Raw genomic sequence first — 24,953 nt, 5'->3', positions numbered from 1 at the left:
GCTAGAGGGCGCCCTTCGTCGAGGGAAGGATGCCGGCCGCGCGCGGGTCGAACTCGGCGGCGTAGCGCAGGGCGCGGGCCAGGGCCTTGAACTGGCACTCCACGATGTGGTGGGCGTTGCGGCCGTACGGGACGTGGATGTGCAGGGCGATCTGGGCCTGCGCGACGAAGGACTCGAAGATGTGCCGGGTCATCGTCGTGTCGTAGGAGCCGATCATCGGCGCCATGTTCTCGGGCTCGGTGTGCACGAGGTACGGGCGGCCGGACAGGTCCACGGTCACCTGGGCGAGGGACTCGTCGAGCGGCACGGTGCAGTTGCCGAAGCGGTAGATGCCCACCTTGTCGCCGAGGGCCTGCTTGAAGGCGGCTCCGAGCGCGAGGGCGGTGTCCTCGATGGTGTGGTGGGTGTCGATGTGCAGGTCGCCGTCGGTCTTGACGCTGAGGTCGAAGAGGCCGTGGCGGCCGAGCTGGTCGAGCATGTGGTCGAAGAAGCCCACGCCCGTCGACACGTCGACCTTGCCGGTGCCGTCGAGGTTTATCTCGACGACGACGGAGGTCTCCTTCGTGGTCCGTTCGACCCGTCCGATGCGGCTCATGCGTGCTGCTCCTTCTTCAGTGCGCGAACCGCTTCCAGGAACGCGTCGTTCTCGGCCGGGGTGCCGGCGGTGACCCGCAGCCATCCCGGTACGCCGTTGTCACGGACCAGGACACCCTGGTCGAGGATCTTCTGCCAGGCGGTGTGCGAGTCCTCGAACGTCCCGAACTGGACGAAGTTCGCGTCGGACTCGGTGACCTCGTAGCCGATGGCCCGCAGCTCGTCGACCAGCCGGTCGCGCTCGGCCTTGAGCTGCTCGACGTAGCCGAGCAGGGTGTCGGTGTGCTCCAGGGCGGCCAGCGCGGTCGCCTGGGTGACGGCCGACAGGTGGTACGGCAGGCGCACCAGCTGCACGGCGTCGACCACGGCGGGGTGCGCGGCCAGATAGCCCAGGCGCAGACCGGCGGCGCCGAAGGCCTTGGACATGGTCCGGGAGACCACCAGATTCGGCCGCCCCTCGATGAGGGGCAGCAGCGAGTCGCGGTGGCTGAACTCCACGTACGCCTCGTCCACGATGACCAGGGACGGCTTCGCCGCCTGCGCGGCCTCGTAGAGGGCCAGGACCGTCTCCGCCTCGACCGCGGTGCCCGTGGGGTTGTTGGGCGAGGTGATGAAGACGACGTCGGGGGTGTTCTCCGCGATGGCCTGCTCGGCCGCCTCCACGTCGATGGTGAAGTCCTCCCGGCGCGGTCCGGAGATCCAGCCGGTGCCGGTGCCGCGGGAGATCAGCGCGTGCATCGAGTACGAGGGCTCGAAGCCGATCGCGGTGCGTCCGGGCCCGCCGAAGGTCTGCAGCAGCTGCTGGATGACCTCGTTGGAGCCGTTGGCCGCCCAGACGTTCTCCCGCGCGACCGGGTGCTTGGCCGTACGGGTGAGGTAGGCGGCCAGCTCGGTGCGCAGCTCGACCGCGTCCCGGTCGGGGTAGCGGTTGAGGGTGCGGGCGGCGTCGGCGACGCGCTCGGCGATCCGCGCCACGAGCTCCGCGGGGAGCTCGTACGGGTTCTCGTTGGTGTTCAGCTGGACGGGCACGTCGAGCTGCGGGGCGCCGTACGGGGTCTTGCCGCGCAGCTCCTCCCGGATGGGGAGGTCGTCGATGCCGATGCGGGTCATACGGTCGGCACCTTCCATCCGAAGCGCGCCTTCAGGGCGGCGCCGTGCGCGGGCAGGTCCTCGGCCTCGGCCAGCGTCACCACGTGGTGGGTGACCTCGGCGAGGGCGTCGCGCGTGTAGTCGACGATGTGGATGCCGCGCAGGAAGGACTGCACGGACAGGCCGGAGGAGTGGCAGGCGCAGCCGCCGGTGGGCAGCACGTGGTTCGACCCGGCGCAGTAGTCGCCGAGCGAGACCGGGGCCCACGGGCCGACGAAGATCGCACCGGCGTTGCGCACGCGGGCGGCCCAGGCCGCGGCGTCCGCGGTCTGGATCTCCAGGTGCTCGGCGCCGTACGCGTCGACGACCTTGAGGCCGTCCTCCAGGCTGTCGACCAGCACGATCGCGGACTGCTTGCCCGCGAGCGCCGGCTTGATCCGGTCGTGGACGTGCTTCGAGGCGGCGACCTGCGGCTCCAGCTCGTGCTCGACGGCGTCCGCGAGTTCCGCGGAGTCCGTGACGAGCACGGCGGCGGCCAGCGGGTCGTGCTCGGCCTGGCTGATCAGGTCGGCGGCCACGTGCACCGGGTCGGCCGTGGAGTCCGCGAGGACCGCGATCTCGGTCGGGCCGGCCTCGGTGTCGATGCCGATCCTGCCGGTGAAGTAACGCTTGGCGGCGGCGACCCAGATGTTGCCGGGGCCGGTCACCATGTTGGAGGGCAGGCACTCTTCGGTCCCGTACGCGAACATCGCGACGGCCTGTGCCCCGCCGGCCGCGTACACCTCATCGACACCGAGCAGCGCGCACGCGGCGAGGATCGTCGGGTGCGGCAGCCCGCCGAACTCCTTCTGCGGCGGGGACGCGAGCGCGATCGACTCGACGCCCGCTTCCTGCGCCGGTACGACGTTCATGACGACGGAGGACGGGTACACCGAGCGGCCGCCCGGGGCGTACAGCCCCACGCGCTCCACCGGAACCCACTTTTCGGTCACCGTGCCGCCGGGGACCACCTGGGTGGTGTGCTCGGTGCGGCGCTGGTTCCGGTGCACGATCCGGGCGCGCCGGATCGACTCCTCGAGGGCGGCGCGGACGGCCGGGTCCAGCTGTTCCAGGGCGGCCTTGATGGCCTCCGCGGGTACCCGGACCTGCGAGAGCTCGACTCCGTCGAACTTCTGCGCGTACTCGATCAGCGCCGCCGTGCCACGATGATGGACGTCCTCGCAGATGGGCCGCACCTTCTCCAGGGCGGCTTCCACGTCGAACTCGGCACGGGGCAGCAGATCGCGCAGGGCGCCGCCCTCGGGGAGGGCGTCACCGCGCAGGTCGATACGAGAGATCACCTCCCAATTCTCTCAGACCGCCCAGCGCCACCGTTCGCCTGTATCACTGGCTGATACACGCCCGGTTGTCACAGCCCCCCGTTAGCGTTGATCACAGACGTTTTTGAATGCGTACAGGTGACAGCGGAGGGGGGGCCGCCATGGCCGAGGCACGCCCGGGCGAGGAACCGGCGGATCTCACCGCTGTCGAGCACCGCATGTGGGAGGCGTACCGCACGGGCAGCGTCTGCGATCTGAGCGTCCGTACCGCCGACCGGGACGATCCGCACGCCGAGCACGTCTGGGGCGCCGAGCGCAGCGTCCGCGCCCAGGTGGTGGCCCTGTTGCTGCTGCACGGGCCGTCCCCGGTGCCGGGCCGGGTGGCCTCACTCAAGCTGCGCGGCGTACGGATCACGGGGCGCCTGGACCTGTCCGGGGGCACGGTCAGCCCGTACGTGGAGCTCCAGTCCTGCCGCTTCGACAGCGAGATCCAGCTGTCCGAGACCCGCTTCGGCACCCTGCGCCTGATCAACTGCGCGATCCCGCGGCTGGAGGCGGCCCGCCTGCACACCGAGGGCGATCTGCACATGCCGCGCTGCCGGGTGGCCCGGGGCATCCGGCTGACCGACGCGCAGATCGGCACGGACCTGCTGATCAGCCAGGCGGTGGTGCAGCGGGACACCAAGGGCCGGGCGATCACCGCCGACGGGATGTCGGTGGCGCAGGACTTCCAGGGCGAGCTGCTGGAGACGTACGGGGAGGTGTCCCTGCGCGGCGCGACGGTCGGCGTGTCGATGAACATGCGCGGGGCCCGCCTGCGCAATCCGTACGGGAGGTACGCGCTCAACGCCCCGCAGCTGACCGTCGAGCGGACCTTGTACCTGACCTCGATCGCGCTGGACTACGTCCCCGGGTCGAACTCCTCCACTCCCCCGTACGGCCTGGGCCTGACGCCGACGCGCGGCCAGCGCGCGCAGCGCTTCGAGTGCCGGGGCGGCATGCGGCTGGACGACGGCCGGTTCGGTGACGCCATCGACTTCTACGGGGCGCGCTTCGTGCTCACGGAGGAGCAGGAGATATCCCTGCGCAGGATCCAGACCCCCGAGTTCCGTTTCGTGGGCGAGCGGCCGGAGCGCGGGCGGGTCGTGGTGTCGGGGGCGAAGGTGGTCAAGCTCGTCGACACCTCCACCAGCTGGCCGGGCCCGGGCGGGGTGTCCATAGAGGGGTTCGTCTACGAGAACCTCGCCCCCCGGGGTCATTTCCCCCTCTCCCGCCGACTGGAGTGGGTGGAGGCGGCGACCCCCGAGTACTCGCCGGAGCCGTACGAGCGGCTCGCCGCCGTGCTGCGGGCCAGCGGTGAGGACGCGGACGCCCGCGAGGTGCTGCTGGCCAAGCAGCGGCGGCGCCGGGGCACCCTGCCGCCTGCGGCCAAGGCCTGGGGGTACGTCCAGGACTGGACGGTGGTCTACGGCTACCGCCCGGGCCGGGCCGCGCTGTGGATGGCGGTCCTGTGGGCGGCGGGCGCGCTGCTGTTCTCCCAGCACCGGCCGCCCCCCATCAAGGAGAACGAGCACCCCGAGTGGGATGCCGCCCTGTACGCCCTGGACCTGCTGCTCCCGGTGATCGACCTCGGCCAGGAGGCCCAGTGGAAGGTGGACGGCGGCTGGCAGTGGGGGGCGGCGGCGCTGGTCCTTCTGGGGTGGATCCTGGCCACGACGGTGGCGGCGGGGGCCTCCCGGCTGCTGAGGCGGGGGTGACGGCGCCGGCCCGGCGGCCACTACCCTGTGCCTCGTGACCACCGTTCGCCTGCCCCTCTTCCCGCTGAACTCGGTGCTGTTCCCGGGACTCGTCCTCCCGCTGAACATCTTCGAGGAGCGTTATCGCGCCATGATGCGCGAGCTTCTGAAGACGGGCGAGGACGAGCCGCGCCGTTTCGCGGTCGTCGCCATCCGTGACGGCCGTGAGGTCGCGCCGACCGCGCCCGGCCTGCCCGACCAGACGTCCCTGCCCGAGAAGGGCCCGGCCGCCGGCTTCGGCGCGGACCCGGTCCAGGCCTTCCACCGGGTGGGCTGCATCGCGGACGCGGCGACGATCCGCGAGCGGGAGGACGGCAGCTTCGAGGTCCTCGCCACCGGCACGGCGCGGGTCCGGCTGCTTTCGGTCGACTCCTCGGGCCCGTTCCTCACGGCGGAGCTGGAAGAGCTCCCGGAGGACGCGGGCGAGGGCGCGGGCGCGCTGGCCGAGGGGGTGCTGCGGGCGTTCCGCAACTACCAGAAGCGGCTGGCCGGAGCCCGCGAGCGGTCCCTGACGGGTGCGGAACTCCCCGACGAGCCGTCGGTGGTCTCGTACCTGGTGGCAGCGGCGGCGGTGCTGGACATCCCGGCCAAGCAGCGGCTGCTCCAGGCCCCGGACACGGCGACCCGGCTGGCGGAGGAGCTGAAGCTGCTGCGCACGGAGACGGCGGTGATCCGCCACCTCCCCTCGCTGCCGGCGGTGGACCTGACCCGTACCCCGACGAGCCCGAACTGATGGCGAAGAAGCCCAGGCAGGCGGCGGCCGGAACCCCGGCGATCGTGGCCCTCACGGCGGCGGGCGTCCCCTTCACGACGCACGCGTACGAGCACGACCCGGCGCATCCCTCGTACGGGGAGGAGGCGGCGGAGGCGCTCGGGGTCTCGCCCGCGCAGGTCTTCAAGACCCTGGTCGCGGACGTGGACGGCGTGCTGACGGTGGCGGTGGTCCCGGTGTCGGGGTCGCTGGACCTGAAGGCCCTGGCCACGGCGGTCGGCGGCAAGCGGGCGGCGATGGCCGATCCCGCGCTGGCGGAACGCACCACGGGCTACGTGCGGGGCGGCATCTCCCCGCTGGGCCAGCGCAAGCGCCTGCGCACGGTGCTCGATGCCTCTGCCTCGGCGCACGCCACCATCTGTTGCTCGGCGGGCCGCCGCGGCCTGGAGGTCGAGCTCGCCCCCTCTGACCTGGCCGCCTTGACCGGGGCCACGCTGGCCCCCATCGCCCGCCCGTAACCGTCTGCGGCGCCGCTGTCAGGGGCGCGGGGGCTCCGGTGTGGTCGGGTCGGCGGGGGCGGGCGGGGCCTGGTAGTAGCCGGTCCAGCCCCGGTCCGGGTCCGGGTCGCGCGGTGACCACAGGGCCGTGAGGCCCAGGTGGACCAGGACGGCGGCCATCGGCCACACCAGCAACGCCCCGTGCGCCAGCAACTGCAGCGGCGCGTCGAACGGAACCCCCTTGCCCGCCTTCACCGCGGCGGCGGCCAGGTCCGACGACGGCCCCAGCCACAGCCCGAACCGCCACCCCACCAGCGCGGCGAACAGCGACCCCACCCCGAGCCCGATCACCAGCGGCACACCGCCGGCCCGGCGCCACAGGAAGGTGCCGACGGCGCTCACCACGCCCAGGCCCGCCGAGAGCAGGAAGAAGGTCCCGTCGGACCCGATCCGCGCCTCGCTCTCGCTGCTGCGCAGGAACACCGCCTCCCCGTTGGAGACGTACTGCACGCGCGGCGCCAGCCACGCCCACAGCAGCCCGAGGAGCACTCCGGCCACCCCGACCGCCAGGGCGACGGCGGCGCCGTCCCGGATGTCCGCAGGGGTGACGGCCGGGGCGGCCGCCCCCGGCTTCTCGGGCGGGAGCGACGGCGGGTCGAAAGGAGACGGCGGGGTCACGGCTTCGGTCACCCCCACATCGTGCCAGGTCTTGAACAAGGGGTGTCGTCCGGCACCGGCGTCAGCGGACCGCCGCCCGCCGGTACGCCCAGGTGGCGACGGCCAGCGACAGGACCCCCACCGCCCCGCACACGCCGAGGTCGACGGCGACGACGGCCCAGTCCGGATCCGGGGCGAAGGTCTGCGCGAACGCCTCCACCCCGTACGTGGACGGCAGCAGGTCCCGCGCCCACACGATCACGTCCGGCATCCGCTCGGGCGGCAGCACGCCCAGCAGCAGCGCCGCCGACATGCCGAGCTGCCCGGCCAGCGTGGCCAGCTCCTGCCGCGGCGCCAGCAGCCCCAGCGCCGCGCCGAGCCCGGCCAGCGCCGCCCCGGCCAGCGGTACCACCGCGGCCAGGATCCACAGCCCGCCCATCGGCAGCCCGAAGAGCACGCACCCGAAGACGGCGGTGACCAGCGTCCCCGGCAGGGTGAAGGAGGCGTACGCGGCGGCCGCGCCCAGCACCACCGAGGCGGGCGGCACCGGCAGCGTGGCGTAGTGGTCGAGCCCGCCGCTCGCCCGCAGCTGCCCGAAGTACTGCGCGAGCAGGTTCAGCGCGACGAAGGCGACGACCAGCACCGAGGAACCGGCCACGACGGCCCGGGCCTCCGAGCCTCCGTCCACGACCCCGCGCATCAGGATCATGATCCCGACGGACTGGAAGGTGGCCACGAACAGCAGCGGGATCCGTGCGACCCTCGCCCGGGACAGCTGCGCCCGGTAAACGGCGGCCAGCGCGGGCAGGAACCCGGCCCGGGGCGCGAGCGGTGCTGCCACGGGCCACCCGGCGGCGGCCGACACGCTGGTGGCCGGCACTGCGTCGCCGGGGCCGGCGGCGGCGATCGGCGCGACAGCGCCCGGCGAGCGGTCGCTCACGACTTCACCAGCCCTTTCGTCTTGCCGCCGAGCGCGAGGTAGACGTCCTCCAGGCTCGGCGTGGCCAGGCTGAAGTCGTCGAGGGCGGCGAAGGCCGGGCCGCCGGTGACCGCGGCCACCGCAGCCCTTGCCTCGTCCGGCGGCAGCCGCAGCACCCAGCGCCGTCCCGACTCGACGGCGTCCGCACGCAGCAGGGCGACCTCGGGCACACCCAGCGGAGCGCTCTCGCGCCAGACCAGTTCCAGGCGGACCTCGCCCGAGACCATGGTCTTCAGTCCGGCCGGGGTGTCGCAGGCGATGACCTTGCCCTGGTCGATGACGGCGACCCGGTCGAGGACGGTCTCGGCCTCGATGACGTTGTGGGTGACGAGTACGACGGTGGCGCCGTGCCGCTCGCGCCGCCGGTCCACGGCCGCCCACACGGCGCGGCGGGCCACGGGGTCCATGCCGGTGGTGGGTTCGTCGAGGACCAGTACCGGCCGCTCCCCCACCAGCGCGGCGGCGAAGCACGCGAGGCGCCGCTGCCCGCCGGAAAGCTTCTTCAGGGGCCGCCCGGCGATCCCGGTCAGCCCGAGCTCCTCCAGTACGGCGTCGCGCGCGGCCCGGGCCGCCCGTACGTCGAGCCCGCGCAGCCGGCCGGTGGTCTCGGCGGCCAGCGACACGGTGAGCTCGTCCAGCGCGGTGGACTCCTGCCCCAGGTAGGCGAGCAGTCGCGACGCCCGCTCGGGGTGGCGTACGAGGTCGTGGCCGAGCAGGGTCACGGTGCCGGCGTCGGGGCGCATCAGCCCGGTGAGCTGGCGGACCAGGGTGGACTTGCCGGCGCCGTTGGGGCCGAGCAGGCCGAAGATCTCGCCGCGCCGGACGTCGAGGGAGATGCCGTCGCTGGCGCGGGTCTCGGGCAGGGCCGGAGCCCCGCGCCGGCCGCGTACGGCGGGGTACGTCTTGACCAGGTCACGCACCGCGCAGACGACGTCGGAGCCGGCTTCCGCGGCCGCCGCTGTGCCGTTCTGCTCTTGTGCTGTGCCCGTACTCACGAGGGAGCAGCCTACGCGGGTCCCGCCCCTACTCGGCCCCCGGGGTCGCCGGGGCGGTCGGGCTCAGGGGCCGCGGATCCCGGGGCCGCGGCGGGTACGGCGGCCACGTGTTCGGCGGCTGCGCGGACGTCGATCTCGCGCCAGAACCCGGCGCGGATGGCGTAGCGGTCGTGTTCGTCGATCTGGTCGTCCTTGTGCGCGAGCAGCCCGAACCGGGCGGCGTAGCGCAGCAGCTCCCCGTCGATCCGGTGCGGGATGCGCGGATACATAGTGGCGAGTTTCTGGAGGTGCACGGTCTCCGGGAGCCGCTCCATCCAGCGCCGGGCGAACACCTGTCCCACCTCGAACGGGTCGCCGCCGACGGTGGTGATGTCCTCCTCGCGGTCGGCCCAGCGCTGCTCGGCGCTGGTGAGCTGGGCGAGGGTGGGCAGGGAGGCGGTCTCGGCGGGTTCGCCGAGGGGTCCGGCCCGGTCGATCCAGCCCTTGTCGGAGGACCAGCGCAGGGCGCTGCCGGCCGGGGCCTGCCCGCCGTGCTGCCCGCTCGGCGGCGCGGCCTGCTGGCCGGGGGCGCGCAGCGAGCCGGCGAGGTCCTTGGGCGTGGGCACGGCTCTGCTGCCGCCGGTGGCGGGCGCGGGGACCGGGAGGCCTTCCCCGTCGTCCTGTCCGGCGGCGGCGGAGCCGTTGCGGGCGGCCTCGGCGAGCGCCGCCTCGGGCAGCGGGGCGGAGAGGATGGCGGCGATGTCGGGGCGCGGCGCGGGCGGCGGGGAGCACAGGCCGGTGAGGTCCTTGGCGCGGACGGCCCGGGTGATCCAGGCCCGGTCCAGGACGCGGCGTTCGTCGGCTTCCGCGACGAGGTCCTCGGACTGGTTGTAGTCCCCGTCGGCGGCCTGTACGGCCCACAGGTGGACGGCGACCCCGTGCTCCTTGGCGGACATAAGGCCGGGCAGCAGGTCGCCGTCGCCGGTGACCAGTACGACGTCGGAGCAGGCGCGGTTGCGGGCCAGCTCGGTGAGCTCGGCGTGCATGGCGGCGTCGACGCCCTTCTGCGCCCAGCGGCCGTCGCTGCGGGTCAGGGCGCCGAGGCGGACGGTGACGCGCGGCATGACGCGCAGCCGCCGGTGCTCGGGCTGGGGCACCCGGTCGGGTGCGCCGTCGAACCAGTAGATGCGCAGCAGGGGCTGCTCGGTGTCGGCCTCGGCCCGCTCGCGCAGGCCCTGGATGAGGGCGGCATGGTCGACGGTGATGCGGGAGCGGGAGGGCTCCCCTGCGAGAAGGCTCGCGGCGGCGCCCAGCAGATAGCCGGCGTCCACCAGGACGACGCAGCGGTCCACGCGTTCCACCCTCTTCCCTGGGGGTCCCGATGAGTTTCCCCGAGTCTGCCCGACCGCAAGGGTGTTGACGGCCGGAACTCGATCATCGGCGTGGCGGATCTCACAAGGGGGCCGGAGAGGGGCGCGACTACGCGCGGTAATGATCCAAAATGCGCGGTTTCTGGCGTTGTGTGAGTGTGAAGGCGGTCCTGGCCCCTAGACCCCATCACGGAGGCTCCACCATGGCCAAGAACAAGCAGCAGAAGCAGCCGAAGCAGCAGGCCCGCTCGTCCTCGCAGGACCCGTCGAGGAGCTCGACGGAATCCTCGCCCGAATCGCCCTCGCAGGCGCCGAGTCCGATGGATCTGGCGCACAAGAGCAAGACGAAGAAGTTCGGCCACAACTGACGCGGCAGCGGCCGCCCACTGGCGGTCCGCACGGAAAGGGCCTGCCCGGCATCGCCGGGCAGGCCCTTTCCGTGCGGTCCGGCGGCTATCCGGCCAGGCAGGACGGGCCGAGCAGCACCTTGAGGTCGCCGAAGAGCGCCGGGTCGGGCTTGACCCGGTGCTTGTCGAGGCGCAGCACGGTGGTGGTCCGCGGCCCCTGGAGCTTGATCCGGACCTCGCTGTTGCCCTGGTGGTGGCGCAGGATCTCCCCCAGACGGGTCACCATCGGCGGGGTGACCTTGACGGTGGGGATGGTGAGGACCACCGGGGCGTTCGTGCCGGCCGAGGAGAGGTCGGGGACCATCATCTCCATCGCGACCAGCCGGGGCACGTCCTCGCGCTTGTCGAGGCGGCCCTTGACGAAGACGACGGTGTCCTCGACCAGCTGGGTGGAGACGAGCTGGTAGGTCGCGGGGAAGAACATGCACTCGATGGAGCCGGCCAGGTCCTCGACGGTGGCGATGGCCCAGGCGTTGCCCTGCTTGGTCATCTTGCGCTGGAGGCCCGAGATGATGCCGCCGATGGTGACGACGGCGCCGTCGGAGTGCTCGCCGCCGGTCAGCTGGGAGATCCCGGCGTCCGTCTTGTCGGAGAGCACGTGCTCCAGGCCGAAGAGCGGGTGGTCGGAAACATAGAGGCCGAGCATCTCGCGCTCCTGGGCGAGCAGGTAGGACTTCTCCCACTCGACGTCGGAGAACTCCACGTCGAGGCCGAAGCCGGGCTCGTCGCTCGCGCCCTCGTCGCCCATTCCGCCGAAGAGGTCGAACTGTCCCTCGGCCTCCTTGCGCTTGACCGCGACCACGTTGTCGATCATCGGCTCGTGGTGGGCGACCAGGCCCTTGCGGGTGTGGCCCATCTCGTCGAAGGCGCCGGCCTTGATCAGGGACTCGACGGTGCGCTTGTTGCAGACGACGGCCTCGACCTTGTCCAGGAAGTCGGGGAACGTGGAGTACTTCCCCTTGGCCTTCCTGGTCTTGATGATCGACTCGACGACGTTCTGGCCGACGTTGCGCACCGCGGTGAGGCCGAAGAGGATCACGTCGTCGCCCTGGGCGGCGAAGTTCGGCTCGGACTCGTTCACGTTCGGCGGGAGCACCTTGATGCCCATGCGCCGGCACTCGTTCAGGTAGATCGCGGACTTGTCCTTGTCGTCCTTGACCGAGGTGAGCAGGCCGGCCATGTACTCGGCCGGGAAGTTCGCCTTGAGGTAGGCGGTCCAGTAGGAGACCAGCCCGTACGCGGCTGAGTGGGCCTTGTTGAAGGCGTAGCCGGCGAAGGGGACCAGGACGTCCCACAGGGCCTGGATGGCCTTGTCGTTGTAGCCGTTCTTCCGGGCGCCCTCCTGGAAGATGGTGAAGTTCTTCGCCAGCTCCTCGGGCTTCTTCTTGCCCATCACGCGGCGCAGGATGTCGGCCTCGCCGAGCGAGTACCCGGCGATGATCTGGGCGGCCTTCTGCACCTGCTCCTGGTAGACGATCAGGCCGTAGGTGACCGCGAGCACCTCTTCGAGGGGCTTCTCCAGATCCGGGTGGATCGGGGTGATCTCCTGCTGCTTGTTCTTGCGCAGGGCGTAGTTCGTGTGCGAGTTCATGCCCATCGGGCCCGGCCGGTACAGGGCCGAGACGGCGGAGATGTCCTCGAAGTTGTCGGGCTTCATCAGGCGCAGCAGGGAGCGCATGGGCCCGCCGTCGAACTGGAAGACGCCGAGGGTGTCACCGCGGCCGAGCAGTTCGAAGGTCTTGGGGTCGTCGAGCGGCAGGCCCAGGAGATCGATGTCGATCCCCTTGTTGGCCTTCACCATCTTGACGGCGTCGTCCATGATCGTGAGGTTGCGCAGGCCCAGGAAGTCCATCTTCAGCAGGCCGAGCGACTCGCAGCTCGGGTAGTCCCACTGGGTGATGGTGACGCCGTCGGTGTGCCGCACCCAGACGGGTACGTGGTCGGTGATCGTCTCGCTGGACATGATCACGCCGGCCGCGTGCACGCCCATCTGGCGGACCAGGCCCTCGACGCCGCGGGCGGTGTCGATGACCTTCTTCACGTCCGGCTCGTTCTCGTACATCCCGCGGATCTCGCCGGCCTCGCCGTAGCGGGGGTGCGTCGGGTCGAGGATGCCGGAGAGCGGGATGCCCTTGCCGAGGACGTCGGCGGGCATGGCCTTGGTGAGCCGGTCGCCCATGGCGTACGGGTAGCCCAGGACGCGGGCGGAGTCCTTGATCGCGTTCTTGGCCTTGATGGTGCCGTACGTGCCGATCATGGCGACCTTGTCGGCGCCGTACTTGTCGGTCACGTACCGGATCACCTCGACGCGCCGACGCTCGTCGAAGTCGATGTCGACATCGGGCATGGAGACGCGCTCGGGGTTCAGGAAGCGCTCGAAGATCAGGCCGTGGGTGAGCGGGTCGAGGTCGGTGATGCCCATGGCGTAGGCGACGATCGAGCCGGCCGCGGAGCCTCGGCCCGGGCCCACCGCGATGCCCTGGTTCTTGGCCCACATGATGAAGTCGGCGACCACGAGGAAGTAGCCGGGGAAGCCCATCGAGATGATCGTGTCCATCTCGTACTCGGCCTGCTTCATCCGGTCGTCCGGGATGCCTCCGGGGTAGCGGCGGTGCATGCCGCGCATGGTCTCCTCGCGGAACCAGGTGACCTCGGTGTAGCCGTCCGGGATGTCGAACTTCGGCATCAGGTTCCGGAACTTGAACATGCCCTCGGTGTCGATCTGGTCGGCGACCAGCTTCGTATTGGCGCAGCCCTCCTGCCAGGCGTCCGAGGAGTCGATGGCGTACATCTCGTCCGTGGACTTCAGGTAGTAGCCGGTGCCGTCGAAGCGGAAGCGGTCCGGGTCCGAGAGGTTCTTGCCGGTCTGGATGCACAGCAGGGCGTCGTGGGCGCCGGCCTCGCTGGCGTAGGTGTAGTGCGAGTCGTTCGTGACCAGCGGCGGGATGCCGAGCTTCTTGCCGATCTCCAGCAGCCCGTCGCGGACCCGGCGCTCGATCTCGATGCCGTGGTCCATCAGCTCCAGGAAGTAGCGGTCCTTGCCGAAGATGTCCTGGTATTCGGAGGCGGCCTTGAGGGCCTCGTCGAACTGGCCGAGGCGCAGTCGGGTCTGGAGCTCGCCGGAGGGGCAGCCGGTGGAGGCGATCAGCCCCTCGGACCACTTGGAGATCGTTTCCTTGTCCATGCGCGGCCACTTGGTGAGCCAGCCCTCGGCGTACGCGTCGGAGGACAGCCGGAAGAGGTTGTGCAGGCCGGTGGCGTTCGCCGCCCAGATCGTCTTGTGGGTGTAACCGCCGGAGCCGGAGACGTCGTCCCGCTTCTGGTGGGGCTGGCCCCACTGGATGCGCCGCTTGTTGCGCCGGGACTCGGGGGCGACGTACGCCTCGATGCCGATGATCGGCGTGATCCCGGCCTTCTGGGCGGTGTGGAAGAAGTCGTAGGCCCCGTGCAGGTTGCCGTGGTCGGACATGGCGATGTGCGTCATGCCCATCTCGTTGCACGCGTTGAACATGTCCTTCAGCCGCGCGGCACCGTCCAGCAGCGAATACTGGGTGTGGACGTGCAGGTGCGTGAACGGCGGCTTGGTCACGGTGGGGGTCCTCCGGCGGGGAGAGAGGGGCGGCAGCTCTGAATCCTACGTCTCCTGACTGACACATCCGGGGCACTGACGGGTACGGTCGTGCGTTGCACGACAGAGGACAGTGTCCGGCCCCTCACGATCAGAACAGCGACCGAACCAGCGCCACCAGGAGGCACCCGCCATGGCGGTTCCCGAGACGACCGATGAGCAGCGCGCCGAGCAGATACTCGACGTTTTCGACACCGCTTTCGGTGAGCTGCTCGCCGCCGACCCCGCTGCCTTCCAGGTCAAATTCCGGAAGATGGCCGCCTCGGCGTTCGCCTTCTACCGGGGCACGGCCTGCCTCTTCTACGCGGACCTGGAGCGCGACCGGCACGGCGGCCCGTACCTGGACGAGCGGACGGGCCGGGTGTGGATCCACGGCGATCTGCACGCGGAGAACTTCGGCACGTACATGGACTCCAACGGCCGGCTGATCTTCAACGTCAACGACTTCGACGAGGCGTACGTCGGCCCCTTCACCTGGGACCTGAAGCGGTTCGCCGCCTCCGTGGCCCTGATCGGCTACACCAAGGCGCTCAGTGACGACCAGATCGGCGAGCTGGTCCGGATCTACGCGGGCGCCTACCGCGAGCGGATCCACGCTCTTGCCACCGGGGCCAAGAACGAGGAGGTCCCCGCCTTCACCCTGGACACCGCCGAGGGCCCGCTGCTGGACGCGCTGCGCTCGGCCCGCGCCCGTACCCGCTTCTCCCTGCTGGACTCGATGACGGAGATCCGCGACTTCGAGCGCCGCTTCGCGCCGGGTCCCGGCACCATCGAGCTGGACGCGGCCACCCGCTACAAGGTGCTGGCCGCCTTCGACGGGTACCTGGAGACGCTGCCCGACGAGTCCCTCGTCCGGCCCGACTCCTACCGGGTCAAGGACGTCGTGGGCCGGCGGGGCGTCGGGATCGGCTCGGCGGGGCTGCCCTCGTACAACATCCTGCTGGAGGGGCACAGCGACGCCCTCGAGAACGATGTCGTGATCTACCTCAAGCAGGCGCAGACCCCGGCGGTCTCCCGGCACATCACCGACCGCGCCGTGCGGGAGTACTTCGAGCACGAGGGCCACCGCACGGTGATCTCCCAGCGCGCCCTCCAGGCCCACGCGGACCCGTGGCTGGGCTGGACGGAGCTGGACGGCTCCGGGCAGCTGGTGGCGGAGGTCTCCCCGTACGCGGTGGACCTGGACTGGTCGGACCTGGACGACCCGGAGGAGATCGCGGCCGTCGTCGCGGACCTGGGCCGGGCCACGGCGACCATGCACGGGGCGGCGGACGCGGCCGAGAGCGGCCAGACCCTGGTCCCCTTCTCGACGGAGCGGGCCATCGACGCGGCCATCGCGGCCGACGAGGAGGGCTTCGCGGAGCTGCTGGTGGACTTCGCCCACGCGTACGGGGCCCGGGCGCGCGCCGATCACCAGATCTTCGTGGACCTCTTCCGCAACGGCCGGCTCACGCCGTAGCCGGGACCTGGGGCCCGGCGTCCACAGGCAGTCGTGGCAGACTCGCGGCGATGGACATATCAGGGGTGAGACTTCGGGGGCTGCGGGCCGCGCTGTTCAGCGCTCTCGTCGTGCTGCTCTCGGCGGGCTCGCACGTCCTCATGTCCCGGGTACCGCTGCCGCCCGCGCTGGTGGGCGGGGCCTTCGCCGCCGTGTTCACGGTGTCCTACGCGCTGGCCGGCCGCGAACGGGGCTTCGGCCCCATCGCCGGGCTGCTCGTCCCGCTGGAGCTCGCCGCCGACACCGTCTTCACCGCCGGGCAGCACGTCTGCTACGGCCCGGCGGGCGGCCCGGTCTCGGGCCCGCTGCGCGCCCTGGGCCTGGAGGAGCTCTGCGGCGGCCCCCCGGTCGGCGGGCCGCTGGCCGAGGTGGCCGGGCCCGCCGCCGATCCGGCCGCGCTGCTGTCCTCGCCCGGGCCCTGGGCGCCCTGGCTGCTGCTCGCCGCCCACGTCTCGGTCGGGCTGCTGGCCGCCGGATGGCTCCGCCACGGCGAGCGGGCGCTGGGCCGGCTGCTGCGCGCGGTGGCCGCCTTCGCGTTCCGGCCGCTGCTGCTGACGGGGGCCGCGGTGGCGGTGGCCGGGGGTGCCGCGGAGCGGGTGCTGCGTTCGGTCCTTCCGGGCACGGGGGCCCGTACGCGCTTCCCCGCACACTCCGTGGGACGGCGGGGACCTCCCGTGCCCGGCGCGTTCGCAAGCGCCTGACGCACGTACGGCACCCCCATCACGTCACACCACGGAGATCACGATGAGTTCACGCAACAGCCACGCCAACAAGGCCGCCGCCCGCGAGCGGCTGCGCGCCGAGCGCGAGGCACAGGCGAAGAAGGACAAGGTGCGCCGCCAGCTCGTCGTGGCCGGCGCGGTCGTCGCCGTACTGGCCCTGGCCGGCGGCGTCGGCTACGCGATCGTGCAGGCCAACCAGCCCGGCCACTGGGAGAAGGCCGCCAAGGCCGAGCTGGTCAAGCCCAAGAACACCGAGGGCGAGGACGGCACCACGGTCGTCATCGGCAAGGCCGAGGCGAAGAAGACCCTGGAGCTCTACGAGGACTCGCGCTGCCCCGCTTGCGCCCAGTTCGAGCAGGCGGCGGGCGAGCAGGTCAAGAAGGACGTCGACGCCGGCAAGTACAAGATCCAGTACTTCGGTGCCACCTTCATCGACAACATGGCCAAGGGCGAGGGGTCGAAGAACGCGCTGAGCGCGCTCGGCGCCGCGCTGAACGTCAGCCCGGAGGCCTTCCTCCAGTACAAGAACGCGCTCTACTCGAAGGACCTGCACCCCGAGGAGACCGTCGACAGCTTCGCCAAGGACGACTACCTGCTGAAGGTCGCGGACACGGTCCCGGCGCTCAAGGGCAACGCCGAGTTCAAGAAGGCCGTCGAGGGCGGCACCTACGACCGGTGGGCGATGGAGATGTCCAAGGCCTTCGACGCCTCCGGTGTGAAGGGCACGCCCACCCTGAAGATGGACGGCAAGAAGATCGACACTCCGCAGACGGCGGAGGCCTTCACGGCCGCGATCGACAAGGCCCTGCAGGGCAGCTGAGCCTTGGCCGTGCCGGAGGCTTTATATCCGGACATGCCGGGCCAACGGGCGGGCGGACTCCCAGAGTTCGCCCGTCCGTTGCATTCCCGGTTCTATCCCTGCGGCCATACCCGCCAGTAATATGATCATCCGTGACCAGTCATCTCTCTCCTGCTGCGACCGCCGCAACTCCCCGCCGTCGCACGGTCGTTCTCGCTGCCGCGGCCACGGCCGCCCTGGCTCCCCTCACCTCGCTGGGCGCCTCCGCCGCCCATGCCGCCGACAGCGCACCGGCCTTCCTGCACGGCGTTGCCTCCGGCGATCCGCTGCCCGACGGGATCCTGCTGTGGACCCGTGTCACCCCCACCGCCGAGGCCGTGCCCGGCTCCGGCCTCGGCCCGGCCGTCCAGGTCGACTGGGAGGTGGCCACGGACAAGAACTTCTCCGGCGTCGTCGCCTCCGGCACCGTCACCGCGAGCGCCGCCACCGACCACACGGTCAAGGTGGACGTGCGCGGACTGCAGCCGCAGACCCCGTACTGGTACCGGTTCACCGCCGGCGCCACCGTCTCCCCCGCCGGGCGCACCCGGACCACGCCCGGGCACGACGTGACCACCTCCGGGGTCCGCTTCGGCGTGGTGTCCTGTGCCAACTGGGAGGCCGGCTACTTCTCCGCCTACCGGCACCTGGCCGCCCGTACGGACCTCGACGCGGTCCTGCACCTCGGCGACTACATCTACGAGTACCAGTCCGGGGGCTACCCGGAGGCCAAGTACGTCGTCCGCGCGCACGAGCCCAAGCACGAGATCGTCTCGCTCGCCGACTACCGCACCCGGCACGGCAAGTACAAGACGGACGCCGACCTCCAGGCGCTGCACCACGCGCACCCGGTCATCGCCATCTGGGACGACCACGAGTTCGCCAACGACTCCTGGGCGGGCGGCGCCGAGAACCACACGGCGGCCACCGAGGGCGAGTGGGCGGCCCGCGCCGCCGCCGCCAAGCAGGCGTACTTCGAGTGGATGCCCGTCCGCGCCTCCATAGCCGGCACGGTCTACCGGCGGCTGCGCTTCGGCACCCTCGCCGACCTGCACCTGCTCGACCTGCGTTCCTTCCGCTCCCAGCAGGTCAAGGTCGGCAGCGGCTCGGTGGACGACCCGGAGCGCACCATCACCGGCCGCGCCCAGCTGGACTGGCTCAAGTCGGGCCTGGCGGGCTCGAGCGCGACCTGGAAGCTGGTCGGCACCTCGGTGATGATCTCGCCGGTGGCCTTCGCCTCGCTGCCCGCGCACCTGCTGGGGCCGCTGGCCAAGCTGCTCGGTCTGCCCGAGGGCGGCATCGCGGTCAACGTGGACCAGTGGGACGGGTACACCGACGACCGCAAGGAGCTGCTGGGCCACCTCAAGGACCGCGGCGTCAAGAACACGGTGTTCCTGACCGGCGACATCCACATGGCGTGGGCGAACGAGGTCCCCATGAACATGGCCACGTACCCCGGTTCGGGGACGGCGGCGACCGAGTTCGTGGTCACCTCGGTGACCTCGGACAACCTGGACGACATCCTGCACGTGCTGCCGGACACGGTCTCGCTGGTCGCCGAGTCGGCCGTCAAGGCCGCCAACTGGCACGTGAAGTGGCTCGACATGGACGCGCACGGCTACGGCGTGCTCGACGTGACGGCGGAGCGCTCGCAGATGGACTACTACGTGGTGTCCGACAAGCGGCGGCAGGACGCCACCGCCGCGTGGACCCGCTCCTACCGCACGCTGAACGGCACCCAGAAGGTGGAGCGGGCCTATCAGCCGGTTCGCTGATTGACCGTCAAATTTCCTGCCCGAAGGGGCGCCTGGTACATACCAGGCGCCCCTTGTGCGTTTCTCGCAACAAATCTTTTACGCAAGCCTCTTGACCTGAATATGTCATGCACACATAAGCTTCCCGCCAGCTGAAGAAGATCCTTCAGGCCATCACCCCCCACCACCCCCCACCCGCGAGGAGCACACGTGCGCGCAATTGCCCGCATATCCCCCCTTCTTCGCCGCCGCCTGATGGGCACGGCGGTTCTGGCCGGAACCCTGGCCTTCACGCCGCTCGCCGCCCCCACCACGCTCGCGGCCGCCAAGACCCCCGCCGAGGTCTGCGCCGAGGAAGGCACGACCGGGGCCGCTGCCAACGCCCGCGTCACCCGCGCCCACGACGAGCAGGCCGACGAGCCCAACGAGGTCACCGAGGCCCAGGCGAAGGCCATGGACGCCGACCTCAAGTCGAAGCTGGACAAGGCCCTCAAGAACCAGCCGCAGCGCAGCCTCGCCGCGGCCGAGGCCGTCGTGAACATCCCGGTGTACTTCCACGTCGTGCACTCGGGCACCACCGGCAAGCTCTCGGCCACGGACGTCAGCAGCCAGCTGTCGGTCCTCAACGCGGCCTACGGCGGCCAGGGCACCGGCAATGTGAACACGAACTTCCAGTTCACCCTCGCGTCCACCGACTACACGGACAACGCGAGCTGGTACAACCTGGCCTCCGGCTCCCAGGCCGAGAAGGACATGAAGAACACCCTGCGCAAGGGTGGTCCGGGCGCGCTCAACTTCTACACCGCCAACCTCTCCGGCGGCCTGCTCGGCTGGGCGACCTTCCCGACCTCCTACGCCTCCACCCCCAAGATGGACGGCGTGGTCGTGCTGGACAGCTCGCTGCCCGGCGGTTCCGCGGCCAACTACAACGAGGGTGACACCGCGACCCACGAGGTCGGTCACTGGCTGGGGCTCTACCACACCTTCCAGGGCGGCTGTAACGGAAACGGCGACTACGTCTCCGACACCCCGGCCGAGAAGAGCGCCGCGTACGAGTGCCCGACCGGTCGCGACAGCTGCGCCAGCAAGCCGGGCGCGGACCCGATCCGCAACTTCATGGACTACACGTACGACTCCTGCATGTACCAGTTCACCGCCGGCCAGGTCGCCCGCATGTCGAGCAGCTGGACGGCTTACCGGGCGGGCTGACGCCCTCTCGCCTACCCTGGCGCCATGAGCGCGCCGGGGGACGTGATCGACGGACGGTTCGAGCTGATTGAGAAGCTCGGCAGCGGGGGCATGGGCACGGTCTGGAGAGCGCTGGACCGTGTCCTGCACCGCGACGTGGCGGTCAAGGAGGTCCGGCCGCCCGTCGGTCACGAGGAGGGCGAGGCCTCGCGGCAGTTGCGCGCACGCGTACTGCGCGAGGCCCGCGCCCAGGCCCGGATCAACCACCCCAACGTGGTCACCATCCACCACATCGTGGACGAGGACCCGCACCCGTGGCTGGTGATGGAGCTGCTGCCCGGCGCATCCCTCCAGCACCGTCTGGACCGGGGCCCGCTGGCACCGGCCGAGACGGCCCGGATCGGCCGCGAGGTCCTCGCCGGACTCCGCGCGGCGCACGCCGCCGGGATCCGTCACCGGGACGTGAAACCCGCCAACGTCCTGCTGCGGGCGGACGGTTCCGCGGTCCTGACGGACTTCGGCATCGCCGCGATCCAGGACGCCCCCTCTCTGACACCGGCCGGGGACATCATCGGGACCCCCGAGTACCTGGCGCCCGAACGGATCCGGGGCGAGGATCTGCCCGCCTCCGACCTGTGGTCGCTCGGCGTGATGCTGTACGTGTGCGTCGAGGGGGTCAGCCCGATGCGGCGGGCCACCAGTCTGGCCACGCTGGCCGCCGTCCTGGACGCCACCGTCCCGCCCGCACAACGGGCCGGCGCCCTGGGCCCCGTACTGGCGGACCTGCTGGTCCGCGATCCGCAGGCCCGGCCCACCCCCGAGCACCTGGACGCACGGCTCGCGGCGGTCGCCTTCGGCGACACCGCCCCGCCGCCCACCCTGGCGGACCGGGTCCCGCCACCCCCGGCTCCGCCCGCCGGCGGCCGCTTCGGCCCGCCGCCGTCCCTGCCCCGGAAACCGGCACCCCGCGGCTGAACGCGCCCTGCGAAGGGTTCCTGCGAGGGTCCTACAGGGAGTCGAGGAAACCGATCGCGACGTTCCAGGTCTTCTCGGACGCCTCGGCGTCGTAGTCGTCCAGCCCCGGGTCGGTGAACAGGTGCCCGGCGCCCGGGTAGCTGTGGACCTCCACATCGGCCCCGGCCCGCTGCATCCGCAGGTACCAGGCCGTCAGCCAGTCGTGCGGCTCGTAGGGGTCCGGGTCCGCGACGTGCAGCTGCACGGGCAGCTCGTCCACCGAGGCCTCGTCCTCCAGGTCCGCCGTCCCGTGCAGGAGCAGCAGCCCGCGCGCCTTCTCGTCGGCCAGCGCCAGGTGCTGCGCGATGGAGCCGCCGAAGGAGAACCCGGCGTAGACCAGACCCTGGTCGGAGTAAGGGGCCGAGGCCAGCACCGCGCGCTTGAGCAGCTCGTCACGGCCTACCTCGTCCTGGTGGGCCAGGCCCTCCGCGACGGTCTCGAAGGTGCGCCCCTCGAAGAGGTCCGGCACGTGCACCTGGTGACCGGCCGCGCGCAGCCGGTCGGCCGCCTCCTGTACCGCGGGCCGCAGCCCGTACGTCGAATGGAACAGCATGATGTTCATGCCCCCATCGTGCCAGTTTGCGCGGACCGCTTCCGGTTACGTTCATACCCATGGAAATGGAGACCGTCCTGCGCCCCGTCACGGTCGTCGGCGGCACGCTGGTCATCACCCTGGTCGCCGGGTGGATTCTGGACCTGCTGCTGCGTCGGGCCGACGCCCGGCACAGCGAGACCCCCCTGTGGGGCCTGCTGCGCCGCTGCCGCCTGCCGTTCCAGGTCGTGCTCTGCACCTCTCTGCTCAGAGCGTCCTACCGCATCGCCGGGATCCTGCCCGACCACGCCTTCGCCGTCGGCCGGACCCTCACCCTGGCACTGATCGCCTCCGTGTCCTGGCTGGCGGTGCGCATCGCGACCGCCGCCGTCGACTCCACGTACGCGCGCTACGCCGCGGTGACCCAGGACGACGCCCGGGTCCGCCGGGTCCGCACCCAGGTCACTCTGATCCACCGGGCAGTCACCGCGATCGTCGTCTTGGTCGCGGGGGCGGCCATGCTCCTGACCTTCCCGCCGATGCGTACGCTCGGCGCCTCGATGATGGCGTCCGCGGGTGTGCTCGGCATCGTCGTGGGCATCGGCGCCCAGTCCTCGCTGGGCAACCTGTTCGCCGGCCTCCAGATCGCCTTCGGCGACACCGTCCGCATCGGCGACACGGTGGTGGTCGACAAGGAGTGGGGCAAGGTCGAGGAGATCACCCTGACGTCCCTGACCGTCCGCACCTGGGACGAGCGGCGCATCACAATGCCTGTGTCGTATTTCACAAGCAGGCCGTACGAAAACTGGTCGCGCGGCGGCGCCCAGATGACCGGCACCGTCTTCTGGCACCTGGACCACAGCGCCCCTCTCGACCTCATGCGGGAGCAGTTCCAGAACATCCTCAAGGACATCCCGGAGTGGGACGCCCGCGGCTCCGGCCTGGCCGTGACGGACACAACACCGCACACGGTCCAGGTCCGCGCGGTGGTCACGGCGAAGGACGCGGACGACCTCTGGACGGTCCGCTGTGCGGTCCGCGAGCGTCTGATCACCTGGCTGGTGACCCACCACCCCTACGCCTTGCCCCGCATCGCCACTTCAGAGGCCGCCCCCCGCCCGGCGCCCTGACTCCCGGCGCCTCAGACGGCATCAGCCAAATCCAGCCTCGCCTGGGGGTCCCCCCGGACGGAGTCTGGGGGAGTTTGAGGCGCGGGGGTCTGGGGGCAGCGCCCCCAGCAACGGACCCGCAGTCGGGTCAGAACGTCAGCCGGAACAGCGCGCCCCCGCCCGGGGCAGCCTCCGCCACCAACTCCGCACCATGGGCCCGCGCGATCTGCCGCGCCATGGCCAGCCCCAGCCCCGACCCCGGCAGCGCCCGCGCCGCATTGGCCCGGTAGAACCGGTCGAAGACGTACGGCAGGTCCTCGGCCGTGATCCCCGGCCCGTGATCCCGCACGGTCAGCTCCGGCCCGCCGGCCCCGGCGGGCACCACCAGCTCCACCTCCACCGGCAGCCCGGCGGCACTGAACTTCGCCGCGTTGTCGAGCAGGTTCCCGATCAGCCGGCTCAGCCTCGCCGGCACCCCCGGCACGACCACCTGCTCCACCCGCACCTGAAACGGCACGCCCGGCCAGTGCGCCCGCGCCGCCTCCACCCCGTGCTCCACGAGCCGGTCCAGCCGGACCTGTTCCACCAGCGGTTGCGGCTCCTCGTCCCGCGCCAGCTCGATCAGGTCGTTCACGAGCCCCGTCACCTCCCGCAACTGCCGCCCCAGCGCGGCCGACGCCCGATCCCGCTGCTCCGGCGTGAGCCGCTCGGCCCGTGCCAGCAGCTCCGCGTTGGTCCGCAGCGCCGTCAGCGGGGTCCGCAGCTCGTGCGAGGCGTCCGCGACCAGCCTCCGCTGCGCGGTGACGGACTGTTCCAGCTCCCCCAGCATGGTGTTGAAGCTCCCGGCCAGCCGGGTGATCTCGTCCTCCCGCCCGGAAGGCCCCCGCGGCGGGAGTTCGATCCGGTGCCGCGGATCCCGGGTGGCGGCGATCCGCTCGGCCGTCGCCGTGAGCCGGGTGACCGGGGCCAACCCCGTCCGGGAGACCCAGTGGCCGAGGACGGCGGCGAGCAGCACCCCGGCCGCCGCCGTCAGGACGAGCCACCACGCGGCCTCCTCGATGCCGTCCTCGACTGTGTCGGCCCGCAACGCGACCTGGAGCGCCCGCCCCTTGGCGTAGTCGGTGGTGAGCATCCGGGCGGGATGCCCGGCCAGCGTGAAGTCGGTGTAGTACGGGGCCCGCTCGCCCGCGGCGACCTCCCGCGCGGCCGGGGCCACCGGCAGCAGGCCCGGCGTACCGGGATCCTTGGCCGGGTCGGCCGCCACCACCTCCGCACACGCGGGCGCCGCCAGGAAGCGGCATTCCCCGGCCAGTGGCCCGGGACCGGCCCCCGGGTTGCGCTGCGCGGCGAGCCGGGCGGACTGGACGAGGCTGAGGTCGAGCTGCCGGTAGAGCGCGGACCGTACGACGAGGAACGCCGCCGCGCACACCCCCAGCGCCACCAGGGCCACGGCCGCGGTGACGGCCAGCGCCAGCCGGGTCCGCAGCGGCCGACGTCTGCGCCAGGCCGCGCCGAGCCGCCGGCGTCCCCGCCCCCGCCCCTCGGATCCGCTCATGCCGCGTCCAGCCGGTAGCCGACCCCGTGCACGGTGTGGACCAGCCGGGGCTCGCCCGCGGCCTCCAGTTTCCGGCGCAGGTAGCCGACGTACACCGCGAGGGAGTTGGAGTCCGGCCCGAAGTCCCGTCCCCACACCAGCTCCAGGATCAGCTCGCGCGGGAGCACCTGGCCGGGGTGGCGCAGGAGCAGTTCCAGCAGCGCGGCCTCGGTCCGGCTGAACTCCAGCGGCCGCCCGCCGCGCCGCCCGGTCCGGGTCTCCGGGTCCAGGACGAGGTCGGCGAAGGCGAGCGGAGCGGCGCCCGGGGGCTCGGGCGCGGCCCTCCGCAGCAGCGCCCGTACCCGCGCGACCAGCTCGTCCAGGGCGAACGGCTTGACGAGGTAGTCGTCGGCCCCGGCCTCCAGCCCGTCCACGCGTTCGCTGACGGAGTCCAGTGCGGTGAGTACGAGTACGGGCGTACGGTCGCCCAGCGCGCGCAGCTGCCGGCACACCCCGAGCCCGTCGAGCACCGGCATCATCACGTCCAGCACGACCGCGTCGGGCTCCCAGGCCGCCACCTCCGAGAGCGCCGCCAGCCCGTCCGCGGCGCCCCGCACCTCGTACCCCTCGACGGCCAGCCCGTCCTCGACGGCGGCCCGTACCTCGGGCTCGTCGTCCACCACCAGAATCCGATGCCTGCTCAGGGAGCTCATGGGCAAAGCCTGCCAAAGGCATGGATGCG

22 protein-coding genes are annotated in these 24,953 nt (G+C 71.7%); 11 read left to right on the top strand and 11 right to left on the bottom strand.

Features of this window, described 5'->3' with window-relative positions:
• Window position 1: 1 nt before the first annotated feature.
• From hisB to hisD, 3 genes are read right to left on the bottom strand one after another with little or no spacing between them, the layout of a single operon-like run.
• On the bottom strand, window positions 2-595 hold the full coding sequence (gene hisB, locus JIW86_RS28805) for an imidazoleglycerol-phosphate dehydratase HisB (RefSeq protein ID WP_215146480.1): 594 nt from the start codon (window positions 593-595) through the stop codon (window positions 2-4).
• Window positions 592-1,704, bottom strand: coding sequence for a histidinol-phosphate transaminase (locus JIW86_RS28800; RefSeq protein WP_257556738.1), 1,113 nt, complete (start codon window positions 1,702-1,704; stop codon window positions 592-594). The genes hisB and JIW86_RS28800 overlap by 4 nt, the downstream gene beginning before the upstream one ends.
• Window positions 1,701-3,023 (bottom strand): histidinol dehydrogenase, encoded by a 1,323-nt coding sequence (hisD, locus tag JIW86_RS28795; RefSeq protein ID WP_257556737.1) that lies wholly within the window; start codon window positions 3,021-3,023, stop codon window positions 1,701-1,703. The genes JIW86_RS28800 and hisD overlap by 4 nt, the downstream gene beginning before the upstream one ends.
• 140 nt (window positions 3,024-3,163) lie before the next feature.
• Here hisD and JIW86_RS28790 point away from each other — a divergent pair, with 140 nt between their 5' ends.
• Genes JIW86_RS28790 through ybaK form a run of 3 tightly spaced genes read left to right on the top strand, consistent with a single transcriptional unit; the run spans window position 3,164 to window position 6,028 of the window.
• On the top strand, window positions 3,164-4,759 hold the full coding sequence (locus tag JIW86_RS28790; RefSeq protein WP_257556736.1) for an oxidoreductase: 1,596 nt from the start codon (window positions 3,164-3,166) through the stop codon (window positions 4,757-4,759).
• 34 nt (window positions 4,760-4,793) lie between these two features.
• Complete coding sequence (locus JIW86_RS28785; protein ID WP_215146476.1) at window positions 4,794-5,531, top strand: LON peptidase substrate-binding domain-containing protein; 738 nt, start codon at window positions 4,794-4,796, stop codon at window positions 5,529-5,531.
• The gene (gene ybaK, locus JIW86_RS28780) at window positions 5,531-6,028 is read left to right on the top strand and encodes a Cys-tRNA(Pro) deacylase (protein WP_257556735.1); all 498 of its coding nucleotides are present in this window, start codon (window positions 5,531-5,533) and stop codon (window positions 6,026-6,028) included. Before JIW86_RS28785 ends, ybaK begins: the two co-directional genes overlap by 1 nt.
• Window positions 6,029-6,046: 18 nt before the next feature.
• On the opposite strand, the gene JIW86_RS28775 is transcribed toward ybaK, so the two are convergent.
• The 4 genes from JIW86_RS28775 to JIW86_RS28760 are packed head-to-tail and all read right to left on the bottom strand — an operon-like array spanning window position 6,047 to window position 9,978.
• On the bottom strand, window positions 6,047-6,697 hold the full coding sequence (locus JIW86_RS28775; protein ID WP_257556734.1) for a hypothetical protein: 651 nt from the start codon (window positions 6,695-6,697) through the stop codon (window positions 6,047-6,049).
• Between the two features lie 49 nt (window positions 6,698-6,746).
• Complete coding sequence (locus JIW86_RS28770) at window positions 6,747-7,544, bottom strand: ABC transporter permease (RefSeq protein WP_374199303.1); 798 nt, start codon at window positions 7,542-7,544, stop codon at window positions 6,747-6,749.
• 56 nt (window positions 7,545-7,600) lie between these two features.
• Window positions 7,601-8,638, bottom strand: a complete 1,038-nt coding sequence (locus JIW86_RS28765) for an ABC transporter ATP-binding protein (protein ID WP_257556733.1) — start codon at window positions 8,636-8,638, stop codon at window positions 7,601-7,603.
• A gap of 11 nt (window positions 8,639-8,649) precedes the next feature.
• Window positions 8,650-9,978 (bottom strand): NYN domain-containing protein, encoded by a 1,329-nt coding sequence (locus JIW86_RS28760; RefSeq protein ID WP_257556732.1) that lies wholly within the window; start codon window positions 9,976-9,978, stop codon window positions 8,650-8,652.
• A gap of 212 nt (window positions 9,979-10,190) precedes the next feature.
• Between JIW86_RS28760 and JIW86_RS28755 the strand changes: the two genes are divergently transcribed.
• Entirely contained in the window at window positions 10,191-10,355 is a 165-nt protein-coding gene (locus JIW86_RS28755) for a hypothetical protein (protein ID WP_257556731.1), read from the top strand.
• 85 nt (window positions 10,356-10,440) lie between these two features.
• Here JIW86_RS28755 and dnaE read toward each other — a convergent pair whose 3' ends face one another.
• A complete protein-coding gene (gene dnaE, locus JIW86_RS28750) occupies window positions 10,441-13,983 on the bottom strand; it encodes a DNA polymerase III subunit alpha (RefSeq protein WP_257556730.1) in 3,543 nt (1,180 codons plus the stop codon).
• A gap of 172 nt (window positions 13,984-14,155) precedes the next feature.
• On the opposite strand from dnaE, the gene JIW86_RS28745 reads away from it, so the two are divergent.
• The 6 genes from JIW86_RS28745 to JIW86_RS28720 all read left to right on the top strand — a co-directional run bounded on the left by JIW86_RS28745 (window position 14,156) and on the right by JIW86_RS28720 (window position 20,997).
• Window positions 14,156-15,481, top strand: coding sequence for a DUF2252 domain-containing protein (locus JIW86_RS28745; RefSeq protein ID WP_257556729.1), 1,326 nt, complete (start codon window positions 14,156-14,158; stop codon window positions 15,479-15,481).
• A 50-nt stretch (window positions 15,482-15,531) separates the two neighbouring features.
• Window positions 15,532-16,221, top strand: a complete 690-nt coding sequence (locus JIW86_RS28740; RefSeq protein WP_257556728.1) for a hypothetical protein — start codon at window positions 15,532-15,534, stop codon at window positions 16,219-16,221.
• A 43-nt stretch (window positions 16,222-16,264) separates the two neighbouring features.
• A complete protein-coding gene (locus JIW86_RS28735) occupies window positions 16,265-17,062 on the top strand; it encodes a DsbA family protein (RefSeq protein WP_215146468.1) in 798 nt (265 codons plus the stop codon).
• Between the two features lie 131 nt (window positions 17,063-17,193).
• Window positions 17,194-18,855 carry an alkaline phosphatase D family protein gene (locus tag JIW86_RS28730; RefSeq protein ID WP_257556727.1) on the top strand — a complete coding sequence of 554 codons (1,662 nt, stop codon included), beginning with the start codon at window positions 17,194-17,196 and terminating at the stop codon, window positions 18,853-18,855.
• Between the two features lie 234 nt (window positions 18,856-19,089).
• Window positions 19,090-20,043 carry a zinc metalloprotease gene (locus tag JIW86_RS28725; protein ID WP_257559473.1) on the top strand — a complete coding sequence of 318 codons (954 nt, stop codon included), beginning with the start codon at window positions 19,090-19,092 and terminating at the stop codon, window positions 20,041-20,043.
• 24 nt (window positions 20,044-20,067) lie between these two features.
• A complete protein-coding gene (locus tag JIW86_RS28720) occupies window positions 20,068-20,997 on the top strand; it encodes a serine/threonine-protein kinase (protein ID WP_416237610.1) in 930 nt (309 codons plus the stop codon).
• A gap of 31 nt (window positions 20,998-21,028) precedes the next feature.
• On the opposite strand, the gene JIW86_RS28715 is transcribed toward JIW86_RS28720, so the two are convergent.
• Entirely contained in the window at window positions 21,029-21,598 is a 570-nt protein-coding gene (locus JIW86_RS28715) for a dienelactone hydrolase family protein (RefSeq protein ID WP_257556726.1), read from the bottom strand.
• A 50-nt stretch (window positions 21,599-21,648) separates the two neighbouring features.
• Between JIW86_RS28715 and JIW86_RS28710 the strand changes: the two genes are divergently transcribed.
• A complete protein-coding gene (locus JIW86_RS28710) occupies window positions 21,649-22,698 on the top strand; it encodes a mechanosensitive ion channel family protein (RefSeq protein WP_416237609.1) in 1,050 nt (349 codons plus the stop codon).
• 127 nt (window positions 22,699-22,825) lie between these two features.
• Here JIW86_RS28710 and JIW86_RS28705 read toward each other — a convergent pair whose 3' ends face one another.
• A complete protein-coding gene (locus JIW86_RS28705; protein WP_257556725.1) occupies window positions 22,826-24,232 on the bottom strand; it encodes a sensor histidine kinase in 1,407 nt (468 codons plus the stop codon).
• Window positions 24,229-24,924: a response regulator transcription factor gene (locus tag JIW86_RS28700; protein WP_257556724.1), complete on the bottom strand. Its 696-nt coding sequence runs from the start codon at window positions 24,922-24,924 to the stop codon at window positions 24,229-24,231. The genes JIW86_RS28705 and JIW86_RS28700 overlap by 4 nt, the downstream gene beginning before the upstream one ends.
• Window positions 24,925-24,953 lie beyond the last annotated feature (29 nt).

The sequence above is a fragment of the Streptomyces sp. NBC_00162 genome (genome assembly GCF_024611995.1).
Lineage (GTDB): Bacteria > Actinomycetota > Actinomycetes > Streptomycetales > Streptomycetaceae > Streptomyces.
The sequence above is the reverse complement of the archived record's forward strand: the minus strand, read 5'-3'. Positions and strand labels throughout refer to the sequence as shown.